Genomic DNA, 23,581 nt, shown 5'->3' on the forward strand with positions numbered 1-23,581 from the left:
GTGATGGGCATGGACAAAATTGAAAGGCTTTCGGAATCGATACGTTTTCGAACCGTTGCGGGGAAATGGGAGGAATTTCTGAAGTTCCACGAATTTCTTGAAAGGTCGTTCCCGCTGATCCATTCGAAACTGAAGGTTCACAGGATCAACCAGTACGCGCTACTCTACGAGTGGGACGTGGGTGCCGAGGAGTCACTGCTGTTTTTGGCTCACATGGATGTGGTACCTGCGGAGGAAGAAGGCTGGATCCATCCTCCTTTTTCTGGGAAAATTTCAGACGGTTATGTCTGGGGTCGTGGTGCTCTGGACGACAAGTCCAGTTTGATGGCACTCATGGAAGCTGTGGAGGGCTTGCTGGAAAGGAATTTCACGCCGAAGCACAATCTTCTGCTCGCGTTCGGCTTCGACGAAGAAACGAAAGGCTATATGGGTGCGCAGAAATTGGCGGAACATCTTGAAAACAGAAAGATCAGAATCAAGGCCATCCTCGACGAAGGTTCCGCCATCGTTGAGAGCGTTTTTCCCGGCGTGGACAAACCCCTGGCGCTGATTGGCATCGCGGAGAAAGGGTTTGCGAGTTTCGATTTAGTGGCGAAAGGCCCTGGTGGTCATTCTTCCGCTCCCTACAGAAACGCTCCCATTGAACGGATGGCTAAAGCGATAACGCGTATCTCGAAATACAGATCGAAACCGATCCTGATCGGTGCCGTGGAGGATTTTCTGAAAACGCTGGGCCATTTCACAACCTTTCCGTTGAGCGTTGTTCTGAAACATCCGCGATTTTTCCTACCTCTGATCGACCTTTTCTTTTCGAAGTTGCCGACAGCCAGCGCGATGCTCAGAACAACCATGTGTGTGACGATGCTGAACGCGGGTGTCGCCGACAACGTCATACCCGAACAGGTCACGGCAACGGTGAACTGCAGGATCGTTCCGGGTGAAACTGCGAAGGAAGTTTTCGAAAGGATAAGAAAGATCGTTGAGGATCTCGATGTAGAGGTTGTGAGAAGCGAAAAGTGGGAAGTTTCAGATCCTGTGGAACAATCAAACACCGAAACGGACTTTTACCAGAAACTCGTCGAAACGATGGAGAACGTCTTTCCCGATGCCGTGATTTCAACTTTTCTGACCATAGGTGGAACCGATTCGAGACATTACAAACATCTGTGCAAAGACATATACAGATTTTCTCCAATAAGGATGACGAAGCGGGACCTCGAGACCGTACACGGAAGGAACGAGAGGATATCCATTCAGGCTTACCAACACATGTGTGACTTCTACTCGGAGTTGATGCGAAAACTTTGATTCAGGCGGACTCCCTCACGATCAGTTCGACGTCCATGATCGTACGCTTCGGCTTTTTTCGTCTTCCGGTCATTCTCTGAAAAAGCATTTTGAACGCTTCAAAGCCAAGGCCGAACTTGTTTATCCTGATCGTCGTGAGAGAAGGTCTGTAGTACGAAGAGAGGGTCACATCGTCGTAACCCACCACGGCAACGTCCTGTGGCACTCTTTTGCCGAGTTCTTCGAGCGCCCTGATGGCTCCGAACGCGAACATGTCGTTATAGCAGAAGATGCCATCGAAAGGAAGTTTCTTCTCCACAGCTTTGAAAACGGCACGATAACCTGCTTCCATGTTGGGATCGGCAGTCACGATGATGTAATCTTCCGGAAGGAAAACCTTGGCCTCACGCAATGCTTTTCGGTATCCTTCCTCTCGCATCCTCGCGGCGGAATTTTCCGGTACGGAGTTTATAAACAGTATGTTCTTTCTGCCCTTTGAAAGCAGATGTTTCGTTGCCAAATATCCTCCCTTCACCTCATCGCTGTGTATCTCATCGAGCTGCAAGCCTTCAAAATGCCTTCCAACGATGACGACGGGCACGTTGATCGAGGCCAGTTTTTCCAGATCGCTCAAACCGTTTTCTGAGGGGGTTATCACGATGCCTTCGACCCTTCTTTCCAGAAGCGTCTGTATGGCCTCTCTCTGCTTTTTCGGATCGGTCCCAGTGTTCATGAGCAGCAACTGATAGTTTTGCTTCCTCGCCGCTGCTTCTATACCTTTCATCACTTCGGCGAAGAACAGATTCGTGATGTCTTCGAGTATGACACCGACGATCCTCGTCTGGCGGCTGCGCAATGCCGAAGCGGTCACGTTCTTTATGTAACCCAGTTCCTTTGCGATCTTCAATATCTTTTCGCGTGTCTCCTTGCTGATGTCCGGTTTGTTGTTCAGCACCCTCGAGACCGTGTTCACAGAAACGCCGGCTCTCTCGGCGATGTCTCTCATGGTGACGTATTTTCTCACGTGCATCACCTAAGCAATAATATAGCAAAATTGGATCATCGTGCCGATCGAGGAGTTTTCCGTATTCATGGTGGATGGACATCTTTCGAAACCAACAATTCGTCCGTCGTTAACTCTCCAAGTCTCACAGCAACGTTGCGAGAAGAGCGCGCCGTCGAGCGTCTCGCTTACAAACATGACAACGAATCTGAACGCGAACGTGTTACAGAAGCCCTACTCCCGCTGAAGAGTCTCAAACTGGAAAAAGATCATCGTCTGTGTGATTCATGAGCAACAGTTTGGAAAGAAAAGAGTAATATTCGAGTACTATTATGAAACGCTTAGAAACACTCAGTAAGTGGGGAGGTGTGTTTATGAATCTCAGAAGGGGGATTTTGCTTCTCGTCATCTTGGGAATTTTCTCAACACTCTTCGCAGAGGAGGGCATGTCCGTGCGTAGCGTAACTCTTGTTACAAAGGTTTTTCCAGACGTCGAGAGGGTCTTCGCCGTTGTCATCGAATATCCTGTCGAAATCGACGGTCAAAAGCTTTCACCGAATCAGTTCGTCGTGAGAGCGAAAAGTGGTGATACCTATTCTCCAAGAACGATCACAAAAGTCTACGCGAACAACACCGGTGAAGTTTCTTTCAGCGTCTTCAGAAACCGCGGAAAGTACGTGATCTTGGAACTCGACCCTTGGGATCCAAACGCAGGTACCTTTATTTATGGATCGCCTAATGTGCGTGCAAAACTGGACTACATCGTCTCGCAGCTCGTTCCGATCTTGGATGTGGACGGGAAAGAGGTTGAACCTTTTGTGTCGAAACAGACGGGTGAAAGGCATCTCATCATCGATGATTTTCTTGCCTTCACTTTCAAAGATGCAGAAAAGAATATTGAAATAGCTTACAGACTCTTCGTACCAAAAGATGTGGATGCTAACAAGAAATATCCACTGGTTGTCTTCCTGCACGGAGGAGGAGAGAGGGGAACGGACAACTACATACAGCTTGCATCGAACCGTGGGGCAGTTGTCTGGGCGGAGCCAAGACACCAGCAGGTTCATCCGTGCTTCGTCCTTGCACCGCAGTGCCCTCCGAACAGCTTCTGGTCCCTGGATACGATTCGTGTGGTGGTGAATCTCATAAAGAAACTCAAGAAGGAATACAACATAGACGAAAAGCGAATTTACGTCACCGGACTGTTCATGGGAGGAGCCGGAACCTGGACTGCCATCATGGAATTTCCTGAACTCTTCGCGGCGGCGATACCGATATGTGGAGGAGGAGACGTCAACAAAGTTGAAAGGATAAAGGACATACCTATCTGGGTCTTCCACGCGGAAGATGATCCCGTTGTTCCGGTGGCAAGCTCTCGAATTCTTGTCAAGAAGCTCGCAGAGATCGGTGGAAAGGTCAGATACACCGAATACGAGAAAGGATTCGTGCTGAGATACTTGAAACAACTTGGGTGGAGAACTGACAACCCTGGACTCGAAGACTGGGTACCTCATTCGTCTTGGCAACCCACCTACGATAATCAAGAAGTGATAGAATGGCTGTTCTCACAGAGTAAATAACTGTGAAAGTCATACTTTCAAGAGAGCCCCTCGCGGGCTCTCTTTTCGATTCTCAGAGGGTGAGAAGGATGTAACAAACAAACTCATGGGCTTTAAAAGCCGCAAAAAGTTTGGTGGAGAGCCGCGAACTGACGCAGACCACAGCGATCGTGGCGGATCGTTCGAGAGTTCAGATGAGATGACGATTGTTACTCGAGCAATGAGCGTGAATCAGAGTATTTCTCGGATCAAGCTCTCTGAAAGTTCGCAACGTTTCAACGTCGTGAGGATCTGTTTTTTGTGGTCATTTTCCCGAACGTACAGGAGCGATGCACAGGCGTAACCCCAGCCGATTATCTTACTGATCAAGGAGTTTTCCGTATTCATGGTGGATGGATCCTTCGAAAACAGCAATTTGTCTGTCGCCAGCTCTCCAAGTCCCCAGAGCAACGCAGCGAGGTTGACGTGCCTTTTTGTGTTGAATATCGTTATGGCGCTCAGCCAGTCTCCAGAAAAGTCGAGCACCCCGTAGATCTTATCGTTTTCGTTGATGCAGAAAAGTTCATCATCGTTGAAGTTTTCTGCATCCACCCAGACTATGTCTATGTCGTTTCCCTTCTTTTTTCCAAGCACCATCACCGGATAGAAGTTTCGACTCAGAAGTTCTTCACCTTCGAAGAGCTCCAGAAAAACGTACTGCGCATTCGGCTCGATCTGAGCCTGTACGTTTGCAACTTTCTGTGCCGACCAAGGTTCCAGTTTCACACAAACCTTCTTCAGAATGTTCCTTTCTGTTCGAACCAAGAGTTCGGCTTCCAGTTGCTTTAAGGTGTTGTTCACAGCGTAAATCTGAGCCCGGTACTCCTCAGCTTCGAGCAGTATCGATCTGTGATCGGGCACAACGCACACCACAGGTTGATTGATCGTCTTCATCAGATGGTGGAAGAACTTCGGAGATCTGTTGTAATCCAGCAGGCCGTTCGCCTCCCAGGCGATGTCGGAGAACTCGGTGATCACGTAACCACTTATCGTGGATTGTAAGCGTATCGCTTCAGCCTGATATTTCAATCCGAAGAACTGATGTAGCTGTGCTTGGTAGATCAGATCGTCCAGGTTGTGAAACTGTGCCATCTTCTCCATCGCCTTGGCAGGTTCAGAACCTTCAAAGCTTTTACCCATCACGGTGATGGGAAATTTCGACCAATCTTTTGTCCAGCCCTTCGGGTCCGAAAGTCCCCAGACGCCGAATTCCGAAACGAGCTTTGGAAGCTTGCGGGTGGGCCTTTCAAGGAAAGTTTCGTAGCTACCAATGGCGAAATCTTCGATTCTCTTTTTCCACTGCTCGTTGTGGTACGGAAAGGCGTTGTAGAAGTGGTAGTCATCGATGTCGGACACAACGTGGTAGTTCCATGGACAGGCGGAGTTGTCCACGTAGAGACGCGTTGGGTCTATGGATTTCGCTCTTTCGTAGAGACTCCTTATCCAGTTCTTCGTTTCTTCGGAGGCGTTCTTCGAAAGGTCTATCCCCCAGCTTTCGTTGATCAGGCTCAGAATCACGAAAGATGGATGGTTCACGTGGCGTTTCAGCACGTTTTCCAGAAGGTTCTCCAGATACTTTCTGCCATCTTCATCCAGTTCTCTCGCGTACGGAAGATCGATCCATACTAAGATCCCAAGCTCATCCGCGACTTCAAGGTAGTCCTGGTCGGGTACCTTCACGTGATACCTGAGCAGGTTGAGCCCCATCTCTTTGGCTTTGAGCATCTCGTGGAGGAGCTTTTCCCGCTCTGGAAGAATATAGTGCGTGTCGGGGTAGAAGTTCTGATCGAGCGCTCCGAAGATGTAGACAGGTTCCCCGTTGAGGAGTATTTTCCCATCTTCTGCTTCGACGTATCTGAGGCCGAACCTCACCTCCAGCTTTTCATTTGCAAATTCCACGATCAGTCTGTAGAGTCTCGGATTGGACAGATCCCAGAGCATGGGATTTTCGACTTCGAACGTGAATCTGTCGTGGTTGTAATTCCTTTGCCAGACTTCGCGTCCCAGAGGATCTATGAGAACGGCTTTGAATTCGTGTGGCTTTCCGTCTGAAAAATGAACTTCGCAGTCGACGGTCCTCAGATCTTTCCTCGGAAGCACCCTGATCGAATCTACATACGTTTCTTCAACGATCCAGAGCTCAACTTTCTGGACCATTCCACACGCGTTACCGTACCAGTCCTGCTTGCCCGCAACGATGTTGGATTGCTCTGAAAGATCGACGTCCGAAACGAATATCTTCAGACTGTCTTTCCCGTTGAACCTCAATTGGTCGGTGATGTCCACCTTGAACGCATCGTAGCCGCCCACGTGGTGTAACAGCTCAGAATCGTTCACGAAGATCACAGAATCGTAGTCGATCCCATGGAAATAGAGGAGTATTCTCTTCTTTTCGAATCCTCTCAGATCGAGCGTTTTTTTGTAGATGACATGATTGCATCGATCTTTCACCTTCTCCCAGGGCACCTCGTGTGGCAGGTTCACTTCACTGTAATGAATTCCATCCAGAGAGAAGCTCCAGCCCTCGTTCAGGTTCAACCTCAACTTCACCACCCCTCACCTGAGACTCAGCACCACTCCACGTGTCAAATACCTTTGCATGAAGACGTAAACCACGATCACAGGTAAGGAAGCTATGACGTTTGCCGCCATTATAGGTCCATAGCGTATGTTCACATCCGAGCCAGCGAGTGCCACCAAACCTACCGGTAACGTGTACATCTTGTCAGAAGTCATCACTATGAGTGGCCAGAAGAAGTCGTTCCAGATCCATGTGAAGTGTAGGACCGCCACGGTCACCACCGCGGGAAGCGACATGGGCAGGATCACCTTCAGCATGATGTCGAGTTCGCTCGCTCCATCCAGACGTGCGGCTTCTTCGTAATCCAAGGGTATCGCCTTCATGAATTGCGAGAGTATGAACACGGCCATCGAAGAAGGCAGGGCGGGGATGATTATGCCGAGCAGGTTGTTCACCAAACCGAACTTTCTGACCACCAGATACAGCGGTATCACGATCGCTGGGGTAGGTATCATGAAACCTGTCAGCGAGAGCAGATACAAAATCCTTCTTCCGGGGAATTCCATTCGACTCACCGCATAAGCCGCAGGAATGCAGATCACAAGGATGCCCACCGTTGCCCCCACGGACGAGATCAAGCTGTTCGTGAACCAGGCCCTCATTTTGGCTCTCTGAAGAACTATCTTGTAATTCTCCACGAACCATTGGCTCGGTATCCACTTGCCGGCGAGTATGTCCTTCTCGGTTTGAAAGTAAGCCAAGCTCATCCATATGAGTGGTACAAGATACAGCAAAGCGAGTGCGACCGCAAAGATCGTGAGTAGATACTTTTTGAGTCTCATTCATATCAGCTCCTCTTTGGCAGAGGTCATCATGAGACGGAGCTGTAAGTATGCGAACACGAGCATGACCAGGAAAAGCACGAAAGCCATGGCCTGCGCGTAGCCCATACGGAAGTATCGAAAGCCTTGTTCATACACGTACTGCATCAAGGTTCTGGTCCTACCGGCAGGCCCTCCACCGGTCATTATGTACACCTGACCGAAGATCTGTAACGATGCGATGATCTGTGTAACGAGTACCAGCACATGAACTCGCTTGAGGAGGGGAATCGTTATGTAGAACATTCTTTGGAAACCGTTCGCCCCATCCAACTCGGCTGCTTCGTAGTAAGAAGCAGGAATCTGCTGGAGACCCGCAAGGTAAAGTACAATACAAAAACCAATTGTCCACCAAACTGTGGTGATGACGATCGCCGGCATCGCCCACACTGGGTCTGCTAACCAGTTGATGGGTTGAAGCCCAACGGCTTTCATCATCCTTCCGATCAATCCAAAGTACGGGTTGTACAGCATTTGCCAGGTCAGACAAACCACGGATATGGTGAGTGTGTAAGGCAGATAAAAAGCGCTCCTGAGAAAACCTTTGAAACTGATCCTTGAATTTATCAACAAGGCTATGAGGAAGGAGAGTACCACGATTGGTGGCACCGTCAATATGACGAAATAGACTGTGTGCCACAGGCTCGACCAGAAAACTTTATCAGACATCATTCTTGTGAAATTTCCGAGGCCAATGTATTTCGGAGTTCCCAGAATGTCCCATTTGTAGAAGATCATCCTTATGGAGTTCACGAAAGGGATCAATCTGAAAACGAAGAGTAAGACACAGAAAGGTGCAAAAAGCAGGTATGCGAGCAGTGCATGTCTCCTTTTTCGATAAACCGCCATACTGTTTCACCTCACCCCAGGTCAGTAGAGAAAAGTAGAGAAAAAGGAGGGAGGAGATCCTCCCTCCCGTGAGCAGAAATGAGGCTTCAATCTTCCACGACCTGCTTGACGAAATCGATCAATTCCTTCGTTGCTGCCTCGGGTGTCATGTTCCCTAGAATCACTGCTTCTCCAATCTCCCACATCTTTTGTCTGACTTCAACCCATCCCTTCATGCTCGGTGCTGGAACCACCAAATTAGCGACATGTGCGTAGTCTTTTCTCATCGGTAATCCAAGGAACGCTTCCGAGTTCAGAACGTTCTTCAAAACTGGCAAATGACCGGCTTTCGCCCACTCTGCGGCATTTCTTGCGAACCACTCGATGAATTTCACCGCGGCTGCAATCTTCGCGGGATCGTCCTTCGGTTTCTTCGGAATCACCCAGGTGTGGCTGTCTGCCCAAGTGTAGGACTTGCTGCCAGGCAGAGCAGGTATGCTGGTCACACCGAACTCGAAATCTTTCAGAGTAGGATATACCGCCATCACCCAGACGCCGTTGAGATGGAACGGTGATTGGTTGTTCTGGAAGAGGGATTCGGCCGTATCATAGCTCATCGTTTTCATTATTCCGCTGGTGTAAAGGTTGCTGATGAATTCATAAGTCTTTTTCACCTTGTCGAACTCAAGCTTCAGGGTCTTCGTTTTTTCATCGTAAATCTGCCCACCGAGCTGTGTGTAATAAGCTATGAAGAGCCTCTCTCCCATCATGGCACCGATTTCGCTGCTGATTCCAACCTCAAGACCAAGTTTTTCTTTCGCCTGCTTCGCGTAACTCAGGAGTTCATCCCATGTCTTTGGCACCAGCACCTCGCCCTTTTCGCCCACCAAACCAGCTTGCCTCAGGAGCTTTTTATTGTAGTAAAGAACCAGTGGATGAGTATCGAAGGGTACTGCGTACAGTTTCCCTTCGTAGTGAGCCTTCGCTGCGATTTCGGGTACGTAATCTTGGAGTATCTCCTTCGACACGTACTTGTCGAGCGCGGTGAGCGCGCCTCTCGACGCAAAATCTGGTAGAACCGCGAGGTGCATGACAGACACATCCGGTGGATCTCCAGCCGAAATCGCTGTGATCAACTTGTTGTAGAGTTGACCCCATTCGACGATTTGCTCGACCACTTCGATGTCCGGATTTTCAGCGTTGAATTTCTTGATGAGTTCAGTGACCAGAAACCCTTCTCCGCCGCCAAAGAACGTCCATACCGTGATCGTAGTTTTTGCCGAGGCAAGGAGTACAAAGCTCAGCAAGAGAACGGCTACCAACAACCTTTTCATGCAATCACCCCCACTGATTGACTCATTGCTGTAATAACGATACCATGAACGTTCACATAAGTCAAAAGGCAAAAATCAATGAAAAAAGTAGCTATAACAAGCATACCGAAGATTCAAGTAAAAAAGTAACGCTAATGTGTCACGGTACTGAATTTTCTCCAGCAGGGCCCGTTCCTTAGATTTTTTGATCATTCAACCGTGAAGCCCTCCAGCCACACTTTCAATAGGCGCCCGATCAGCGTGTGACAAAGAACTCATTGTGGGAAAATTCGATATGTGCCACTCTTTAAGGATTCGGAGTGAGAAATCTTTCAACCTCGATTCTCTGATTGCAGACACCATGGCTCTGAAGGCTTCTATCGTCGTGATGCAAGGTATTCTGTTCTTGTGCACAGCGTTTCTGATTTTGTATCCGACGCTTCTTCGACTCTCAAACTTCAACGGTGCTTTGGCTTCCAGATCGAGCTGGGTATCTTCCTTACGTTCAGGCGATTGAGTGATGACCACCAGATCAACTTTATGTTGTTCTATCAAATCCACGACGTTTGGTCTCACCAAACTTTGGTACAACCGTGGCGGGAACGCCCACAGCGTTCAGGATTCTTGCTGTACCGTTGGTGGCGTAGATTTCGAATCCCAAATCGTAGAGACAAGAAACGAGTGGAACGATCTCTCGTTTGTCCTTGTCCCTGACGGTGCGAGGATTGCTTTTTTTGGAAACGAACTGCTGGCAGCTATCTGAGCCTTAGCAAACGCCTCGGCGAAAGTCCGACCGATTCCCATCACTTCGCCGGTAGATTTCATCTCCGGTCCGAGCAGAGCGTCCACGTTTGAAAACTTGTGGAACGGTATGACAACCTCTTTCACGGAATGGTACGCAGGCCACGGTGTTGGCAGCAGTTTGCCGGGAAAATCTTCCAGTTTCTCCAAACTTTCTTCCTCGTTCTGTATGGAAAGTAAGGTTTTAGGAGCTCGACGAGTTTCTTTCCCACGAGCACCTTCGCGGCGATCTTGGCCACCAATATTCCGATCGCCTTGCTCACGAATGGAAACGTTCTCGAGACTCTGGGATTCAGTTCGATCACGTGGATCTCTTCATTCTTGATGGCGAGCTGAAGTTTCTGTGTGTGAGGTGCATCTGGAATTCTTTCATCGTAGCGTTTCTGACAACCGTTGGAACTGTTTTTCTATGCTCGCTCACTGGTTTCGGCCTCGCCAAATACAGCTTCAAGGGCAGAACGCTCATTCTCCTCACGATACTGGCCACGATGATGATACCGTTCGAAGCCATAATGATTCCGCTGTATTTGATCGTCACAAGCTTGAAGATGCAGGACACCTATGCGGGATTGATCGTTCCGCTGTTGATGAACGCCTTCGGTGTGTTCATGATGAGGCAGTTCCTCGTCACGTTCCTCGATGAGCTCATAGACGCAGCGAGGATCGATGGCGTGAGTGAGCTTGGAATCTACTTCAGGATAATTCTTCCGAACAGCACACCAGCGCTCGCCACGCTCGGTGTTTTGACGTTCAGATCCCAGTGGGACAACCTCATATGGCCTCTCTTGATCGTCCAGAGTCCTGAAAAGTGTGCCATCCCTCTGTACATAATCCAGTTCGCCATGGAAAAGTACACCAACGAAGGAGCGATGATGGCAGCTGCCGTGATCGCCAGCATTCCCATGTTCGTTCTATTCCTCACCCTCACAAAGTACTTCGTCCCCGGCGCCGAGCTGTTCACAGCGAAGAAGGATTGAGCCGTCCCTTGGCGAATGGAGGGATCTCGAGTAGATCCGCATTTGTAGTGTGATAGGCTTTTTGTTCAACTTTTCAGCCAAATTTTTCTTTTTCATCGAGCAAAAATGCTATAATTTGCCCAACACGAACCTTTCAGGTTCGTGAAACCACTTCATGATCGCTTTCTCAGAGGAGGGTTGCGGATGACTGAGGTGAAAGGGCACAGCGTTTGGAGGTCGTACAGATTCCCCGTGGTCCTGTTGCTCTCCATCGTTATCGGTAGCGTTCTCGGCTTGATCCTGGGTAAAAGGGCCACCGTTCTACAACCACTCGGCGATGTTTTTCTGAACTTGATGTTCACCATCGTCGTACCCTTGGTCCTGGTCACCGTCACGAGCGCCGTTGCCAGCATGGCGAACTTGAGAAGGTTGGGTAAGATCCTCGGTACGATGCTCGCGGTGTTCATCATCACAGGATTGATAGCTGCTGTCATCACAACGATCGTCGTTGTGATCTATCCACCAGCCAAGGGGGTAAAGCTGGAACTTTCACAGGCTGAAGAGATTCAACTGTTGAAGACGGCTGACCAGATCGTGAGAGCGTTCACAGTGAACGATTTTCAGTCGCTACTTTCCAGAAGGAACATGATGCCCCTGATCGTCTTCTCGATCCTCCTCGGCTTGAGCATAAGCCTTTTGAAGGAGAAGGCTGAGCCGCTGGTTAAACTCTTGAATATCCTCTCAGAGGCGATGATCAAGATGATCTCCATCATCATGTACTACGCGCCGATCGGGTTGGGTGCGTACTTTGCCGCACTCGTTGGAGATTTCGGCCCACAGCTTCTGGGTGCTTACGGTAGGGCGATGCTGGTTTATTATCCACTTTCCATCGTATACTTTTTCATAGCGTTCGCTGCTTATTCCTACTTCGCCGCTGGTAAAGAGGGAACGAAGAAGTTCTTCAAGGCGATCTTCGAACCAGCCATCACTGCCCTCGCCACGCAGAGCAGTCTGGCCACGTTACCGGTGAACTTGAAAGCGGCGAAAAGACTCGGTGTACCGAAAGACATAAGGGAAATCGTTCTTCCCGTCGGTGCCACGATGCACATGGATGGTTCCTGCATCAGTGCCATACTCAAGATTTCTTTTCTCTTTGGCATATTCGGAATGCCTTTCAGTGGTATAGGAACGTTCGTGACGGCCTTCTTCGTTGCGGTGCTCAGTGGTGTTGTGATGTCAGGTGTTCCTGGTGGTGGACTCATTGGAGAGATGTTGATCGTTAGTCTGTACGGTTTTCCACCCGAAGCCTTCCCGATCATCGCGATGATAGGTTACTTGGTCGATCCTCCGGCAACCATGGTGAACGCCACGGGGGACACAGTTGCCGCGATGATGGTCACAAGGTTGCTCGAAGGAAAGGACTGGATGAAGAAGAAACTCACCGAAGCAGAAGCAGAGTGAACTGATCTGGGCGGACGACTGGCTGCATTTTTCATTCCTTGAGTTGTATAATCTTACCAACCAAGGGGGGATTAATATGAGGACCTCGGTCCTTTGCCTCATGTGCCTGGCTGGTCTGGTTTTTGCTCGGCAAATTTTTCTGTGCGAACATGAAATCTGGTGGCCGAGCGGACTCTGGAACGCGTTGTGGTGTTCCGTGACTGTGAAGGACGATGCAGGAGATTTCGTGAATGGATTGAAGGCTGAAGATTTTCAGATCGTTGAGAGAGCTTACGATGAAGCTGGAAGGTTCATCGCACAGAAGACGATCTCTCCACCTTTTGAAAGTTCTTCCTACACGTTCGGAGGCCCCGGCTTTTGGGAAAAATCGATCAACTCGGACAGACTCGACATAGCCTTCTTCATCGATGGCACCGGCTCTATGGAACCACACATCGAAAACATCAAAGAGCAGTTGCACGCCTTCCTCGATAGGCTGATCGAAGCGAACACGGACTTTCGAATGTTCGTGAGTTTGTACGAAACGGAGGGCGAACCGGAATGGCCCATTCCAAACTACCGGACGCGTTTCTTCGGGCCCATGATGGTCGATGAAATAAGAAGGGCCATCGACGAGATCGGCACCTGGGGTGAGTGGTGGAACCTCACCTGGGGTTATGACACGTTGCTCTGGTGTTTGAATCTAAATTGGAGAGACGATGCACGCAAGATCGTCGTGATCATAACCGACGTGTACACCGATTCGGTATACGGGCCAAACTGGTATTTCCGTTCGGGATGTGTGAGCAGTATGAGCGCTGCGGACATCGCGCTGAGGGAAAAGAACATTCAACTCTATTACTGTCAACCACTGGAAGATCGGATGGCGAAGGTTGAACTTGCAGAGTGCTACTCACCGAAGGTGAACGCCAAGGTGAAGGAAAACAACTTCGACGCGCTCGAAAGGATCAATCCCAGCGTGAAAAGGCTCGATTGGCCGTTCGATCAAAACCAGATAGAGTTGAAAGCCTTGCCTCTGGTGGATTCGAAATACTACCTCGCTTGGGTCAGCGACTGGACCGCTTATAGGTCCGTCAGCAAGATCGAGGTCGATGTTCTTTTGAAGGGTTCAAACGTCTCAACGCGCTTCGCATTCCAGCCTCAAGATGAAAACCTGCAGGCGTGGGTGAGAAACGTCAAGTTCTTCGTCCACGATGAAGCGGGCTGTCCTCTCGAAAAGGAAAACAACGTTTCGATGAAGCTCTACAAGACGATGGGTGAACTGGACCGCATCAGTGAAAGAATGCATGGCATGAACGACAGAAGCGGTGTGATAGATTTTGGAAGCGTCAGGGCTGGAAGGTATTACTACGTCATCGAAACGAACGCAGGGCTGGAATATCAGTACTACCAGCTACTCCAGAGGAGTTCTGGATTCGTCGAAATCACCAAGCACGGTGCAACCCCAACCCAGCTCGTTGCTGAGACGTACGCCCGAGACACGGAACTGTACAGAGCCAGAGGGCTCCTGGTGGAATTGAAAAAGCTGAAGATCAGTAATGAAAACATGTCGGAATTCTCGCTTCGAGCTGAAGCGTGGATCCAGCACGTCCAAGAAAAAGGTATCACGCTCCAAGAAATGGAAGCCTTGAAGAGGTTCAACGTTACATTGGGAGCGATGATAAACTGCGCAGGCTATGCGGACGCAGTTCAAGAGAACGCGACAGAGGATGTCGGCTTTGTCCTTCAGAAGGCCACGGCGATGGTGAGAAAGGCAGGAGAAATCATCGAGCTTCTGCAGTCAGGGAAGCACATCTTCGCGATTGCCTTCAACACTCTGATAGACATCATAACAATGAACTGGAGCGGCATCGCGGTGCGTGTGACAATAGAAGGATTGATAGATCGACTCGCAGATTATGTGAAAAATGAGCTCGTCAACGACATCATGAACCATGTCAAAGCCAAACTGCTCGAAGTCTTGAACGATCCGAGCATGATCGTGGATTATTTCGAAGAGCACGTTAGAAACTGGGTGAGACAGCGACTCGATCCGTCCCAGGTGTTCGACGTTGCTCACGATTTCATCAAGAATTCGGTCGTCACAAAAAGGTTCACCGTTTTTCTCGAGAAGCAACTGGAAGATCTTCTGTCGAATGCGATTAACTTTGTCGACACGCATGCCGGTGAATACTGGAACTATTACGAACGATCCATGAAGATGGAGGAAGATTTCGAGGAGATGAGAAAAGAACTGATGAGCGACCTCTACGACGTCTCTCACGACGCGCTGATCGATCAGTCGAACCTGGACGATTGGGAGAGTGTGCTGATCGTTTTTGGTGAAACGATACCTTTGATCGTCGAGTTCATAGATATTGTCGAACTGCGTTATCCAGAGCTCGCGGAAGTGAAAAAGGCTCTCAAAGGCCTCTACGACGTGTTTAATGCCATAGGAACGCTCACCAAGACCTACGAGATGGCCTTGAAAGTGAACCATCTGGACGAGCTGAAGGATCGGGTCGAAAGGATGCTGAGCTACACGTTCTGAGCTTTTCAATTCTCAAAGGTTCTCACGCTCGTTCAAACGAGTCGAAAAGAATTTCTTCCAATCCTTCCAGTGCTTGAAGGTCAAAACGATGAAATTACCAACGTAAAAGATGAGGATGTGACTCTCCTGGTTCAGTGCTCTGTACACCGCGTAAGGTAACAGTGCAACCAGGCCGAGAAACACTCTGAAGGCGTCTTCCTCGACCGTGGTTTTTCGCTTCAGAAGGCTGAAAAAAGTGAACACGGCACCCAGAATGGTCGGTGCTTCCCACTTGGTCAGCACGGACCAAGCACCGAACGTCGTTGCCACGGCCTTACCGCCTCTGAATCTGAGCATGGGTGAGAACGCGTGCCCCACCACACCCGCTAAGGCTGCCAGCGAGATCACGTACCTGTTGGTCAACGAGCCTGTGGCGATGAACAGAAAGAGTGGGAAAGTGCCCTTGAAGTAATCCAGTCCGAGGGCGATGGCTCCCCACTTCCATCCCTTGGCGCGCCAGAGGTTTGAAGAACCTGGATTTCCGTCTCTAACCTTTCTCAAATCCACGTTGTTCATCTTCGCAAGGATGTGAGAGTACATGACAGAACCAGAGAGGAACTGAAGCACTATGACGAGCGCTTCAAACACGGATCTTCCTTCCTTTCCACTCCACTTTCTTCACGAAGATCACCTTGTACAGCGACACAAAAAAGACGATCAGGAAGAACAAAAAATGTACAGGATAGAAGAGCGCGTCCCAGAAGGTGTAATCACCCGTTTTTCGGGATACGAGATAGATCTGCACCACGAACAGAGGATAATAAAAGATGTAATTCAGTGAGAAAACGTTGCCCATCGCCGAATAGAGTCCCACCATCCAGAGAAAGACCAGTAAAAACATAGGTCCAAGCGAACCAGCACCGAGCGCCATGTTCTTGGTGAAGCCTTCGAAGAGCTGTTTCAAACCTTCCGGATACATTCGGAACTTGATCGTCTGTCCTCCGAGGTAATTCTCGACAGCGTAGCCGTTCTGCAGGAACAGTTTACCAAGCTTTATGTCTTCCAGCACACCGTCTTTGAAAGCGGCGTGTCCGTTGACCGATTCGTACTTCTTTCTCTCAACCGCGATGACGGGTCCATATGCGCCCATGGGTTTGATCTTGAAGATGGAAAAGCTACCCATAGAGCCTATCACGATCATGTTGAAGGCCAGCGTGAGGTGTTCGTAGAACTTTTCAAACCTCTGATAAGGCCAGACGGAGACCAACCCATCGTGTTCGAGCACTGTAGCAACCAAGCTCTCGACGGTTTCCGGGGCTGGCTCCACGTCGGCATCCATGAAGATCAGAATCTCGCCGGAGCTGTTCAGATAACCATTCCAGCACGCCCAGCTTTTGCCCACCCAGCCTTCCGGCGGTTCGTTCGAAAGATCGACAAGCTTGACTTTCTCGAACTTCTGAACGATCTCTCTCGTGTTGTCCGTCGAATTGTCGTTCACGACGATGATCTCCAAATTCTCGTAAGTCTGCTTCTTCAAAGCCTTCACGATCTTTCCTATGTTCTCTTCTTCGTTTCTGGCAGGAACGATCAATGAAACAAGAGGGCTTCTTGCGGGAACCTTTCTTCGCAGAAACCTCATCTTTGAAAACAACATCCACCCAACGGTCCAGGATAGAATCAAAAATGCGTGCCTCAAAAAATTCGTAAGCAAGATTTTGAAACCCTCCCAAAGTGAAATGATGATCAAAAAGATTTTACCATAACAACGAGCTATAAACTTTCTTCGGTCAAGTTAATGAAAAATGGCTGAGATTGACGTGTGATGAATTGAGTTTTAAAATAAAAAGACAAGAGAGCGTGTTCTATGAAAAGAGCGTATTTGTTCGCAACCTTGATTTTTCTGTTTGTTCTCGCCACTCTGCTCGGGTTCAGACACTTCGAGGCAGAACGCAGAATCAAACTCGCAAAGCATTTGTACACCCGGGCGGTGGAAAATCTTGCCAGAAGTATCAGTTTGTCACATTTTCAGCGTGACAGATTGTTTCGTGCAGTGCTTGAGGAAGATTTCGAAACTGTGCAGGCTGAACTTGAAAGTCTGAAAAGAAATTATCCCATCGTCGAAGATGTGAAGATCGTGGATTCAGAGCCGGCAGATTTTGAGTTCTTCGATGTGTCTGCCTCGGGTACGAAGCTGTTGCTTCGCTTCAAAATCCACAACGACCAAGCCACAGATCACGTTCCAGGCAAGGTTGTCCTCGCGACTGTCGATGGCCCAGGGCTTGCCGAATCCTTGGCCATCGAATGCGTCGAGATAGTTCCCTCCGGTAAGGATTTCGTGTACGGATTGAAGTACAGATTCAGCAAATTTGTGCTGTTTTTTGAATTGCTCCCTGTCGCTTTCGCACTACCTGCTGTGGGAATGTTTGTAGCACTGTTCGCGTTCATGAGGAAACAGTTCGATGTGCAAAAGCGTCTCCTGGAAAGAGAGAGGACTTACAGGAATGTTCTGAGTGCGATCGTCGAGCTGAGCAAGATGATCCTGAGTGAAGAGAATCTCGAAGGCATGTATCAGACCATACTCGAGAAGGCGCTCGAAGTCATACCCAACGCGCAGGCAGGCAGTATCTTGGTGAAAAGGCAGAACAGCTACGTGTACGTTGCGGCGGTTGGCTACGATCTGAAAGAGCTTTCCAAAGTTGTTTTTCCTGCCGAGGCCGTTTTTCGCTGGGTGAAGGGTGCTTCTTCGATAAAGAGAAAGAGCGATGTGGTCTCTTATGAAAGGCGCATCGACGATGAAATGTTCAAAATTCTTCAGAAAGCTGGCAGGTTGGAAGAGATCATGTGCAGTCTGAACTTCGCCATAGAGGTGGAAGGTGAGATACTGGCACAGTTGAACCTGGACAACTTCGAAAGGGAAGATGCGTTCAACGAAGAGACGGTAGAGTTAGCCAACCTCTTTGCGAACCATCTCGGACTGCTGATTTCGAGGCTCAGATCCCAGGAAAAGATACTGCAACAGGAGCGAATGATGGAGTATCTTTCGAACCACGACGCTTTGACCGGACTCGCCAACAGAAGGCTGTTCCAGGATTACGGTGAAAAGATGATATCTCTCGCCAGGAGAGAACAAAAACCGGTCGCGGTGCTCTTCATAGACCTCAGCAAGTTCAAGATTGTGAACGATTCGTACGGTCACACTGTCGGTGATGAGGTTTTGAAGATCGTGGGTTCAAGGCTTGAAAGAGTCCTTCGCGAGAGTGATATAGTGGCGAGATTTGGAGGAGACGAGTTCGTCGCCCTGGTGTACGATTGTACTCCGTCCGACTTGAAGAAAATTGCGGAGAGGATCATCAGAGGCATCGAGGAACCGATCGAAATCGATGGAAAGACCTTCAAGATCTCGGCGGAGATCGGGGTGTCCGTCTATCCCACAGATGGCGAGAGTTTGGACGAACTGATCCGCCTCGCCGACGTTTCCATGTATGAAGCGAAGAGGAGAGGTGTCAAGGTCGTGTTCTACGAGGAACTGAAGAGGGAGACCAGCTGATGCGAGAATACAGATTGCATTTTTCGCGAGCCGAACCTCACGAAGCACAGGAATTCGCCGAACTGACGCTCATGAGCGGGGAAAGCTTCCTCGAAGCACTGTTTGGCCCGAAGGTGAAAGACGTCCTCAAAACGCTGTACGTGGAAACTTCGAATCTCTTCAGCCATGAGTGCTGTGTTTTTGCCAGATTGGAACGAAAGGTCGTCGGAATGATGCTCGGTTACGATCGTTCGTACGCGGTGAAGAACAGATTGAGAACTGGCAGATTGCTCCTCGAACAGCTCGGATTGTTGAAGTTGTTTCGCCTCATCAAGCTTGACAGGGCGCTTGGAAGACACGAAGAGGGAGAATTCTACCTCAGCAACTTCGCAGTCTACCCGCAGTACAGAGGCAAAGGTTTCGGGAAAGAGATGCTCGAGTATTGTTTCGATTGGGCCAAAAAATTGGGCTGTTCGACTGTGCGTCTTGACGTTGAAAAGAACAACGAGATCGCGATGAGACTGTATTCGAAGATGGGTTTCGAAGTCGAAAGAGAGTCGAAGATCAGGCTCGCGAATCGAACGTTCGAATTCGTCAGGATGTGCAGAACGATTTGAAAAGGTGGATGCTCTGAACCGTTAACCTGGTGAGCCACGATCTGTATTTTCACGTGAAACGAACCCGACACACCATCGTCTTCATGCCGTGCAGAATGAACGAGTAAGATCAAACGGTTTTTCAACGCGTGAAATGGAAGTGTATTTCGATGCCGTCATATCGACGAATCAGTGATGTTCAAACCTTTTCCCACGGTTCGATGGGACCTTCGACGATGTAAAAAACAGGATTCACGCGTATCTCGTCTGGAATCTCTGCACACACGTTTTTGTATCGCTCAGGGTCTCTGAGACTCAATTTCCTACACAGATGGTGAAATTCGTATTCAACCTGGCCGGTGGTGACGGGAATCATCCTCGTCAGGACGATGCTCGCATCGATCCTGGAAGTATCGAAGCTGTAGCCTCTCTTTCTGGCCTCTTCGAACACGAAATAGAGAAAGGAATTTATCGCTATTAGCGGTTCGCTGCAGTTTTTGAACCTGACAAGCTGTGGATGGTTCCTGTAACCCTTCGTTTTTCCCTCAAGCACCTTCTTCGCGAGCAATCCTTCCCGCCACACTGCGAGCAAACCTTTCACATCCAGATATTCAGGAGATATCGACCACAGCCTCACGAAAACCACCATCGATATTATAGAGTGAAGCGTTTAGATCTTAAACGTGACTAAGTTCTGGGACGCGCTCTGAAACTGGAAAAATTTCACTCTAAAATCAGGAAACCCTTTCTGATCTCACTTTTCGAAATTTTCCCCTCCCCCTCGGTCCGTATCTTACTTATGGGAGACGTCTTCCGAAGTTTTCACAGAGAGAAAGGTCCGTCGTAAGCGGGATAGGTCTAATCCTTCAGGATCCTGCCACGCTCTTCTGGTTCACTTTCAACGCTTCTGTGAATCACAGGTTCATCTATTAAGGAAGAATAATTCAGTTCGAACCTCTGAGCGATTGAGAAACTCTGCTGAAAAATAATCTGTTGCCCGTTCGAAGCTGGCCAACACAAGAATCCTTTCTCGAAGAATTTCATTAGGTCCATGCAACGTTTCGAAGTTCACAAGATCGATGAGACGGTACGAGCGAACAGTGAAAATCGAATCTGTGAAATGAATAGAATGAACATGGCAGAGAACATAGCAGAAGAACGGAGCCACAGAGCGGTTCGAACGAAGTGAACACAAAAAATCGAGAACGAATAAAGGAAAAAGCACGGAGATCAAAAAGAAAAAATCTGCCCGCACACGCGGGCTTTTTGTTTTTGTTCTTCACGCAGCACAGTAATCGTTCTTTAAAGGTTGGTTACTGACACTTGACTGAGATAGTCTCCAAGTTATATAATCAAAATGGAGAATATCTCCGGGAGGCATCGTCTTGAGACAGCTAAAGAGAGGAATAATCATAAGCTGTCAGCTGGAACCAGGTGATCCTATAGAAGATGTCTCATTCATTGTCAACATGGCCAAAGCGGCAGAATGGGCTGGGGCTGTTGCCATACGCACCAATGGGCCAGAGCACGTTAAAGCCGTGAAGGATTCCGTTTCTCTTCCGGTTATAGGTCTCGTCAAGGATAGAAACTACGTGACCTTCATTACTCCAACTTTTGAGCACGCAAAAAGTGTGATTGATGCTGGTGCCGATTTTGTAGCCATAGATTGCACAAGAAGGGAAAGGCCTGTGAGTCTGGCGAAATTTTTTGACCTCATGCGAAATCAATTTCCAGATGTTGCTATCATTGCGGATATAGCGGACGAGAAAGACGCGGAGCAGGTGTTTCCACTCAAACCAGATTATTTCGCTACGACACTCTGTGGCTACACAGACTACACATCCGATGTACTTCTACCGAACATCGCACTGGTTGGAAGGTTGGCGGCAAGGTTCGATATTCCAGTGATAGCTGAGGGAGGTTATTCCACACTCGAGCAGATAGATCTGGCGTTCCAGCTCGGTGCGCACGCTGTGGTCATAGGAACAGCCATCACCAGGCCTTGGCTTGTAATCAAGATGTTTGTGGATAAGGCGAAAACCATCATAAAGGGGAGGGATGAGGAATGAAGAGGTTTCTGGTGGCACTGGCATTGTTCTCAGCGCTCTTAGTTTTCGCAGCTACGAAAGTTTCCATGGTTTACTGGCCTGGTCCTGAAAGCGAAGCGATGCAGAAGGTTGTAGATTACTGGAACTCAACCACTGGAAAAAAACTAGGGATCGAGGTTGAGATTATCAATTTCAGTAGGGAGGGTTTCTGGGAGAAACAAGAAACCCTTCTGAATGCCCGATCATCTGCTGTAGACATCGTTTTCGTGGCGACCTACATAATCGGAAGACTCGCGCCCCATCTGGTCCCATTGGAAGGATTCAGCTTGGACCCGCAAGTTTTCATAGCTTCAGCCCTTGAAAGTATGTCTTTCGAAGGATTTCTGTACGGTCTACCTTTGGATGTCAGTAATCATTTCCTGTACTATCGAAAAGATCTTCTCGACAAACTCCTGACGGATACCTCCTGGAAGGCGAAGTACGAAGAGCTGAGTGAAAAATATCTTGGTGTAAGAATGTCGCCGAAGAAACCGGAAGAATGGAATTGGGATGATTACAAAGCAATGGCAATATTCTTCACAAAGAAATACAACCCGGAGTCACCTACAGAGTACGGGAATGTATTGCAGATGAAGAATCTCGTCTACAACATAATGATCTGGAACGATACGCTTTGGTCTATGGGTGGAACATGGTTCGATGAAAATGGAAACTTCAAAATCAACACTGAGCCGGCTAAGAAAGCGGCGGCACTTTACAAGGAATTGTTAGATCTTGGTACAGTTCCTCCAGGCGTCATGACATATGAATTTGGAGAAGCCAACGAAGCTTTTAAAACGGGGAAGGCTTTCATGATGATCCAATGGTCGGCGGCATACCATATCCTCACAGATAAGAAGGAATCACCTCTGGTGTTCGACAAAGTTGCGATTGGACCTATACCGGGCCCAAAACCTTCAACACATGTGCATTGCCTCGGTGTTGCACTCAGCAAATACAGTAAGAAAAAGGACGCAGCCTTAAAATTCCTATCGTTCTTGGCAAGTGAGGAAGCAATGAAGATGTACGCTGAGAATGGTGGAATACCTCCTGTTGAGCCTGTGCTACGGTCCCTCGGTGACAAGAGACCTGAATTTCCAGCAATCGCTGAGCACGTGAAAAAATACGGGTATGTGGAGAGTACTTCTGGTGAAACCATGGCGATTCTCGAAATCTTGTCCAACAAGTTAACTGCTTATTGGGCTGGACAACTCGAGCTTGAAAAGGCTCTTGAGGAGGCACAACGTGAGTGTGAAACTCTTTTGAGGAAGTGACGCCAGCTTTTCGGGCGAAACCCCGCGTGCGCCGCGGGGTTTCTTTGTATAAAACCGGGTGAGGTGGTGACGTATAGTTACGATGACTCGAAGGTTAGTGGGCTATTTATTCTTGCTCCCCCTCCTGGTGAGTGTCGTTGGCTTGACAGTTTATCTGGTTGTCTCCGCGATAAACATAAGTTTGAAGGAGGTCTACTTCGGTTTTTTAGAGAGCTCACCTTTCGTGGGATTCAAAAACTATGTTCAGGTGTTTCGATCTCCAGCTTTCTGGAATGCAATGCGATTCAGCTTGTTTTTTGGTTCGATCACAACTGTTCTTGAGCTATTTTTAGGCTTTTTGCTAGCCTATTTCTATTACAGCAAATTTCGTGGACTAAGATTGCCATTCACTCTCTTAATAACACCGATCCTTATGGCGCCTTCACTATTTGGTTTGATGAACAGGATACTATTGAACAATTTCATAGGGCTTATTCCTGGCTATATAAAGTTTTTCTTTGGTTTAGACCTAGACTTATTCGCTCCCAAGAATGTGTTCTGGACTCTTGTATTCGTTGATGCCCTTCAGTGGACTCCTTTCACTTTTCTCGTCATATACGCAGCCCTGATATCAATACCACCTCAATTAATCGAAGCAGCTAATATAGATGGTGCGAAACGTTTACACATAATCAACTACATTGTTATTCCATACGTAACTCCCGCACTCATTGTAAGTGGATTTCTGAGGTTCCTTGAGTCTTTCAGAGTATTCGACACAGTTTATGTTCTAACTGGCGGTGGTCCAGGTTCCTTGACAACCAGCATAAGTATCTACATCTACAGAGTTGGTTTCACGATGGGAAATCAGGGTCTTGCTAGCGCCGTTGGAATGACTTTGTTCGCATTCATGATGATACCAGCTTTCATTTTCAGCAAGCTAATGAAAAGAAGGTGGTAA

21 protein-coding genes are annotated in these 23,581 nt (G+C 48.6%); 10 read left to right on the top strand and 11 right to left on the bottom strand.

Annotation, left to right across the window (positions count from 1 at the left end):
* Positions 1-9: 9 nt before the first annotated feature.
* Positions 10-1,308, top strand: coding sequence for a M20/M25/M40 family metallo-hydrolase (locus TSP01S_RS02100; RefSeq protein ID WP_041076063.1), 1,299 nt, complete (start codon positions 10-12; stop codon positions 1,306-1,308).
* 1 nt (position 1,309) lies between these two features.
* Here the strand turns inward: TSP01S_RS02100 and TSP01S_RS02105 are convergent, their stop codons facing one another.
* Positions 1,310-2,317: a LacI family DNA-binding transcriptional regulator gene (locus TSP01S_RS02105; RefSeq protein ID WP_041076065.1), complete on the bottom strand. Its 1,008-nt coding sequence runs from the start codon at positions 2,315-2,317 to the stop codon at positions 1,310-1,312.
* 347 nt (positions 2,318-2,664) lie between these two features.
* On the opposite strand from TSP01S_RS02105, the gene TSP01S_RS02110 reads away from it, so the two are divergent.
* Entirely contained in the window at positions 2,665-3,870 is a 1,206-nt protein-coding gene (locus TSP01S_RS02110; protein WP_231848587.1) for a carboxylesterase family protein, read from the top strand.
* A 210-nt stretch (positions 3,871-4,080) separates the two neighbouring features.
* Here the strand turns inward: TSP01S_RS02110 and TSP01S_RS02115 are convergent, their stop codons facing one another.
* From TSP01S_RS02115 to TSP01S_RS10385, 7 genes are all read right to left on the bottom strand, one after another.
* Positions 4,081-6,438, bottom strand: coding sequence for a glycoside hydrolase family 2 protein (locus TSP01S_RS02115; RefSeq protein ID WP_171816794.1), 2,358 nt, complete (start codon positions 6,436-6,438; stop codon positions 4,081-4,083).
* Between the two features lie 6 nt (positions 6,439-6,444).
* Positions 6,445-7,251: a carbohydrate ABC transporter permease gene (locus tag TSP01S_RS02120; RefSeq protein WP_041076069.1), complete on the bottom strand. Its 807-nt coding sequence runs from the start codon at positions 7,249-7,251 to the stop codon at positions 6,445-6,447.
* Positions 7,252-8,139: a carbohydrate ABC transporter permease gene (locus TSP01S_RS02125; RefSeq protein WP_041076071.1), complete on the bottom strand. Its 888-nt coding sequence runs from the start codon at positions 8,137-8,139 to the stop codon at positions 7,252-7,254.
* Positions 8,140-8,225: 86 nt separating this feature from the next.
* Entirely contained in the window at positions 8,226-9,452 is a 1,227-nt protein-coding gene (locus TSP01S_RS02130) for an ABC transporter substrate-binding protein (protein ID WP_041076073.1), read from the bottom strand.
* Between the two features lie 192 nt (positions 9,453-9,644).
* On the bottom strand, positions 9,645-9,992 hold the full coding sequence (locus tag TSP01S_RS10375) for a hypothetical protein (protein WP_231848642.1): 348 nt from the start codon (positions 9,990-9,992) through the stop codon (positions 9,645-9,647).
* Positions 9,970-10,092: a hypothetical protein gene (locus tag TSP01S_RS10380; protein ID WP_231848588.1), complete on the bottom strand. Its 123-nt coding sequence runs from the start codon at positions 10,090-10,092 to the stop codon at positions 9,970-9,972. The genes TSP01S_RS10375 and TSP01S_RS10380 overlap by 23 nt, the downstream gene beginning before the upstream one ends.
* Positions 10,093-10,315: 223 nt before the next feature.
* Positions 10,316-10,537, bottom strand: coding sequence for an ATP-binding protein (locus tag TSP01S_RS10385; protein ID WP_052463456.1), 222 nt, complete (start codon positions 10,535-10,537; stop codon positions 10,316-10,318).
* 42 nt (positions 10,538-10,579) lie between these two features.
* Between TSP01S_RS10385 and TSP01S_RS02140 the strand changes: the two genes are divergently transcribed.
* The 3 genes from TSP01S_RS02140 (at position 10,580) to TSP01S_RS02150 (ending at position 15,179) form a co-directional block, all read left to right on the top strand.
* Positions 10,580-11,209, top strand: coding sequence for a carbohydrate ABC transporter permease (locus TSP01S_RS02140; protein WP_231848589.1), 630 nt, complete (start codon positions 10,580-10,582; stop codon positions 11,207-11,209).
* Between the two features lie 183 nt (positions 11,210-11,392).
* On the top strand, positions 11,393-12,649 hold the full coding sequence (locus tag TSP01S_RS02145; protein ID WP_041076075.1) for a dicarboxylate/amino acid:cation symporter: 1,257 nt from the start codon (positions 11,393-11,395) through the stop codon (positions 12,647-12,649).
* A 76-nt stretch (positions 12,650-12,725) separates the two neighbouring features.
* Positions 12,726-15,179, top strand: a complete 2,454-nt coding sequence (locus TSP01S_RS02150; protein ID WP_052463457.1) for a vWA domain-containing protein — start codon at positions 12,726-12,728, stop codon at positions 15,177-15,179.
* A gap of 12 nt (positions 15,180-15,191) precedes the next feature.
* On the opposite strand, the gene TSP01S_RS02155 is transcribed toward TSP01S_RS02150, so the two are convergent.
* Positions 15,192-15,806, bottom strand: coding sequence for a glycerol-3-phosphate acyltransferase (locus TSP01S_RS02155; RefSeq protein WP_041076077.1), 615 nt, complete (start codon positions 15,804-15,806; stop codon positions 15,192-15,194).
* Entirely contained in the window at positions 15,799-16,797 is a 999-nt protein-coding gene (locus TSP01S_RS02160) for a glycosyltransferase (protein ID WP_231848590.1), read from the bottom strand. The genes TSP01S_RS02155 and TSP01S_RS02160 overlap by 8 nt, the downstream gene beginning before the upstream one ends.
* A 225-nt stretch (positions 16,798-17,022) precedes the next feature.
* On the opposite strand from TSP01S_RS02160, the gene TSP01S_RS02165 reads away from it, so the two are divergent.
* Both TSP01S_RS02165 and TSP01S_RS02170 read left to right on the top strand, forming a co-directional pair.
* Positions 17,023-18,705 carry a sensor domain-containing diguanylate cyclase gene (locus TSP01S_RS02165; protein WP_041076079.1) on the top strand — a complete coding sequence of 561 codons (1,683 nt, stop codon included), beginning with the start codon at positions 17,023-17,025 and terminating at the stop codon, positions 18,703-18,705.
* A complete protein-coding gene (locus tag TSP01S_RS02170; protein ID WP_041076080.1) occupies positions 18,705-19,301 on the top strand; it encodes a GNAT family N-acetyltransferase in 597 nt (198 codons plus the stop codon). The genes TSP01S_RS02165 and TSP01S_RS02170 overlap by 1 nt, the downstream gene beginning before the upstream one ends.
* A gap of 178 nt (positions 19,302-19,479) precedes the next feature.
* Here the strand turns inward: TSP01S_RS02170 and TSP01S_RS02175 are convergent, their stop codons facing one another.
* A complete protein-coding gene (locus TSP01S_RS02175) occupies positions 19,480-19,917 on the bottom strand; it encodes a pyrimidine dimer DNA glycosylase/endonuclease V (RefSeq protein WP_041076082.1) in 438 nt (145 codons plus the stop codon).
* Between the two features lie 748 nt (positions 19,918-20,665).
* Here TSP01S_RS02175 and TSP01S_RS02185 point away from each other — a divergent pair.
* The 3 genes from TSP01S_RS02185 to TSP01S_RS02195 all read left to right on the top strand — a co-directional run bounded on the left by TSP01S_RS02185 (position 20,666) and on the right by TSP01S_RS02195 (position 23,581).
* On the top strand, positions 20,666-21,349 hold the full coding sequence (locus TSP01S_RS02185; protein WP_041076086.1) for an N-acetylmannosamine-6-phosphate 2-epimerase: 684 nt from the start codon (positions 20,666-20,668) through the stop codon (positions 21,347-21,349).
* A complete protein-coding gene (locus tag TSP01S_RS02190; RefSeq protein ID WP_041076088.1) occupies positions 21,346-22,641 on the top strand; it encodes an ABC transporter substrate-binding protein in 1,296 nt (431 codons plus the stop codon). Before TSP01S_RS02185 ends, TSP01S_RS02190 begins: the two co-directional genes overlap by 4 nt.
* A gap of 142 nt (positions 22,642-22,783) precedes the next feature.
* On the top strand, positions 22,784-23,581 hold the full coding sequence (locus tag TSP01S_RS02195; protein ID WP_171816795.1) for a carbohydrate ABC transporter permease: 798 nt from the start codon (positions 22,784-22,786) through the stop codon (positions 23,579-23,581).

Source organism: Thermotoga caldifontis AZM44c09, from assembly GCF_000828655.1.
Lineage (GTDB): Bacteria > Thermotogota > Thermotogae > Thermotogales > DSM-5069 > Pseudothermotoga_A > Pseudothermotoga_A caldifontis.

Bases quoted from the DNA above. Each gene is read 5' to 3' on its own strand.
- TSP01S_RS02100 (WP_041076063.1), top strand. From the start codon at position 10: ATGGACAAAATTGAAAGGCTTTCGGAATCGATACGTTTTCGAACCGTT.
- TSP01S_RS02105 (WP_041076065.1), bottom strand. From the start codon at position 2,317: ATGCACGTGAGAAAATACGTCACCATGAGAGACATCGCCGAGAGAGCC.
- TSP01S_RS02110 (WP_231848587.1), top strand. From the start codon at position 2,665: ATGAATCTCAGAAGGGGGATTTTGCTTCTCGTCATCTTGGGAATTTTC.
- TSP01S_RS02120 (WP_041076069.1), bottom strand. From the start codon at position 7,251: ATGAGACTCAAAAAGTATCTACTCACGATCTTTGCGGTCGCACTCGCT.
- TSP01S_RS02125 (WP_041076071.1), bottom strand. From the start codon at position 8,139: ATGGCGGTTTATCGAAAAAGGAGACATGCACTGCTCGCATACCTGCTT.
- TSP01S_RS02130 (WP_041076073.1), bottom strand. From the start codon at position 9,452: ATGAAAAGGTTGTTGGTAGCCGTTCTCTTGCTGAGCTTTGTACTCCTT.
- TSP01S_RS02145 (WP_041076075.1), top strand. From the start codon at position 11,393: ATGACTGAGGTGAAAGGGCACAGCGTTTGGAGGTCGTACAGATTCCCC.
- TSP01S_RS02150 (WP_052463457.1), top strand. From the start codon at position 12,726: ATGAGGACCTCGGTCCTTTGCCTCATGTGCCTGGCTGGTCTGGTTTTT.
- TSP01S_RS02160 (WP_231848590.1), bottom strand. From the start codon at position 16,797: ATGAGGTTTCTGCGAAGAAAGGTTCCCGCAAGAAGCCCTCTTGTTTCA.
- TSP01S_RS02165 (WP_041076079.1), top strand. From the start codon at position 17,023: ATGAAAAGAGCGTATTTGTTCGCAACCTTGATTTTTCTGTTTGTTCTC.
- TSP01S_RS02170 (WP_041076080.1), top strand. From the start codon at position 18,705: ATGCGAGAATACAGATTGCATTTTTCGCGAGCCGAACCTCACGAAGCA.
- TSP01S_RS02190 (WP_041076088.1), top strand. From the start codon at position 21,346: ATGAAGAGGTTTCTGGTGGCACTGGCATTGTTCTCAGCGCTCTTAGTT.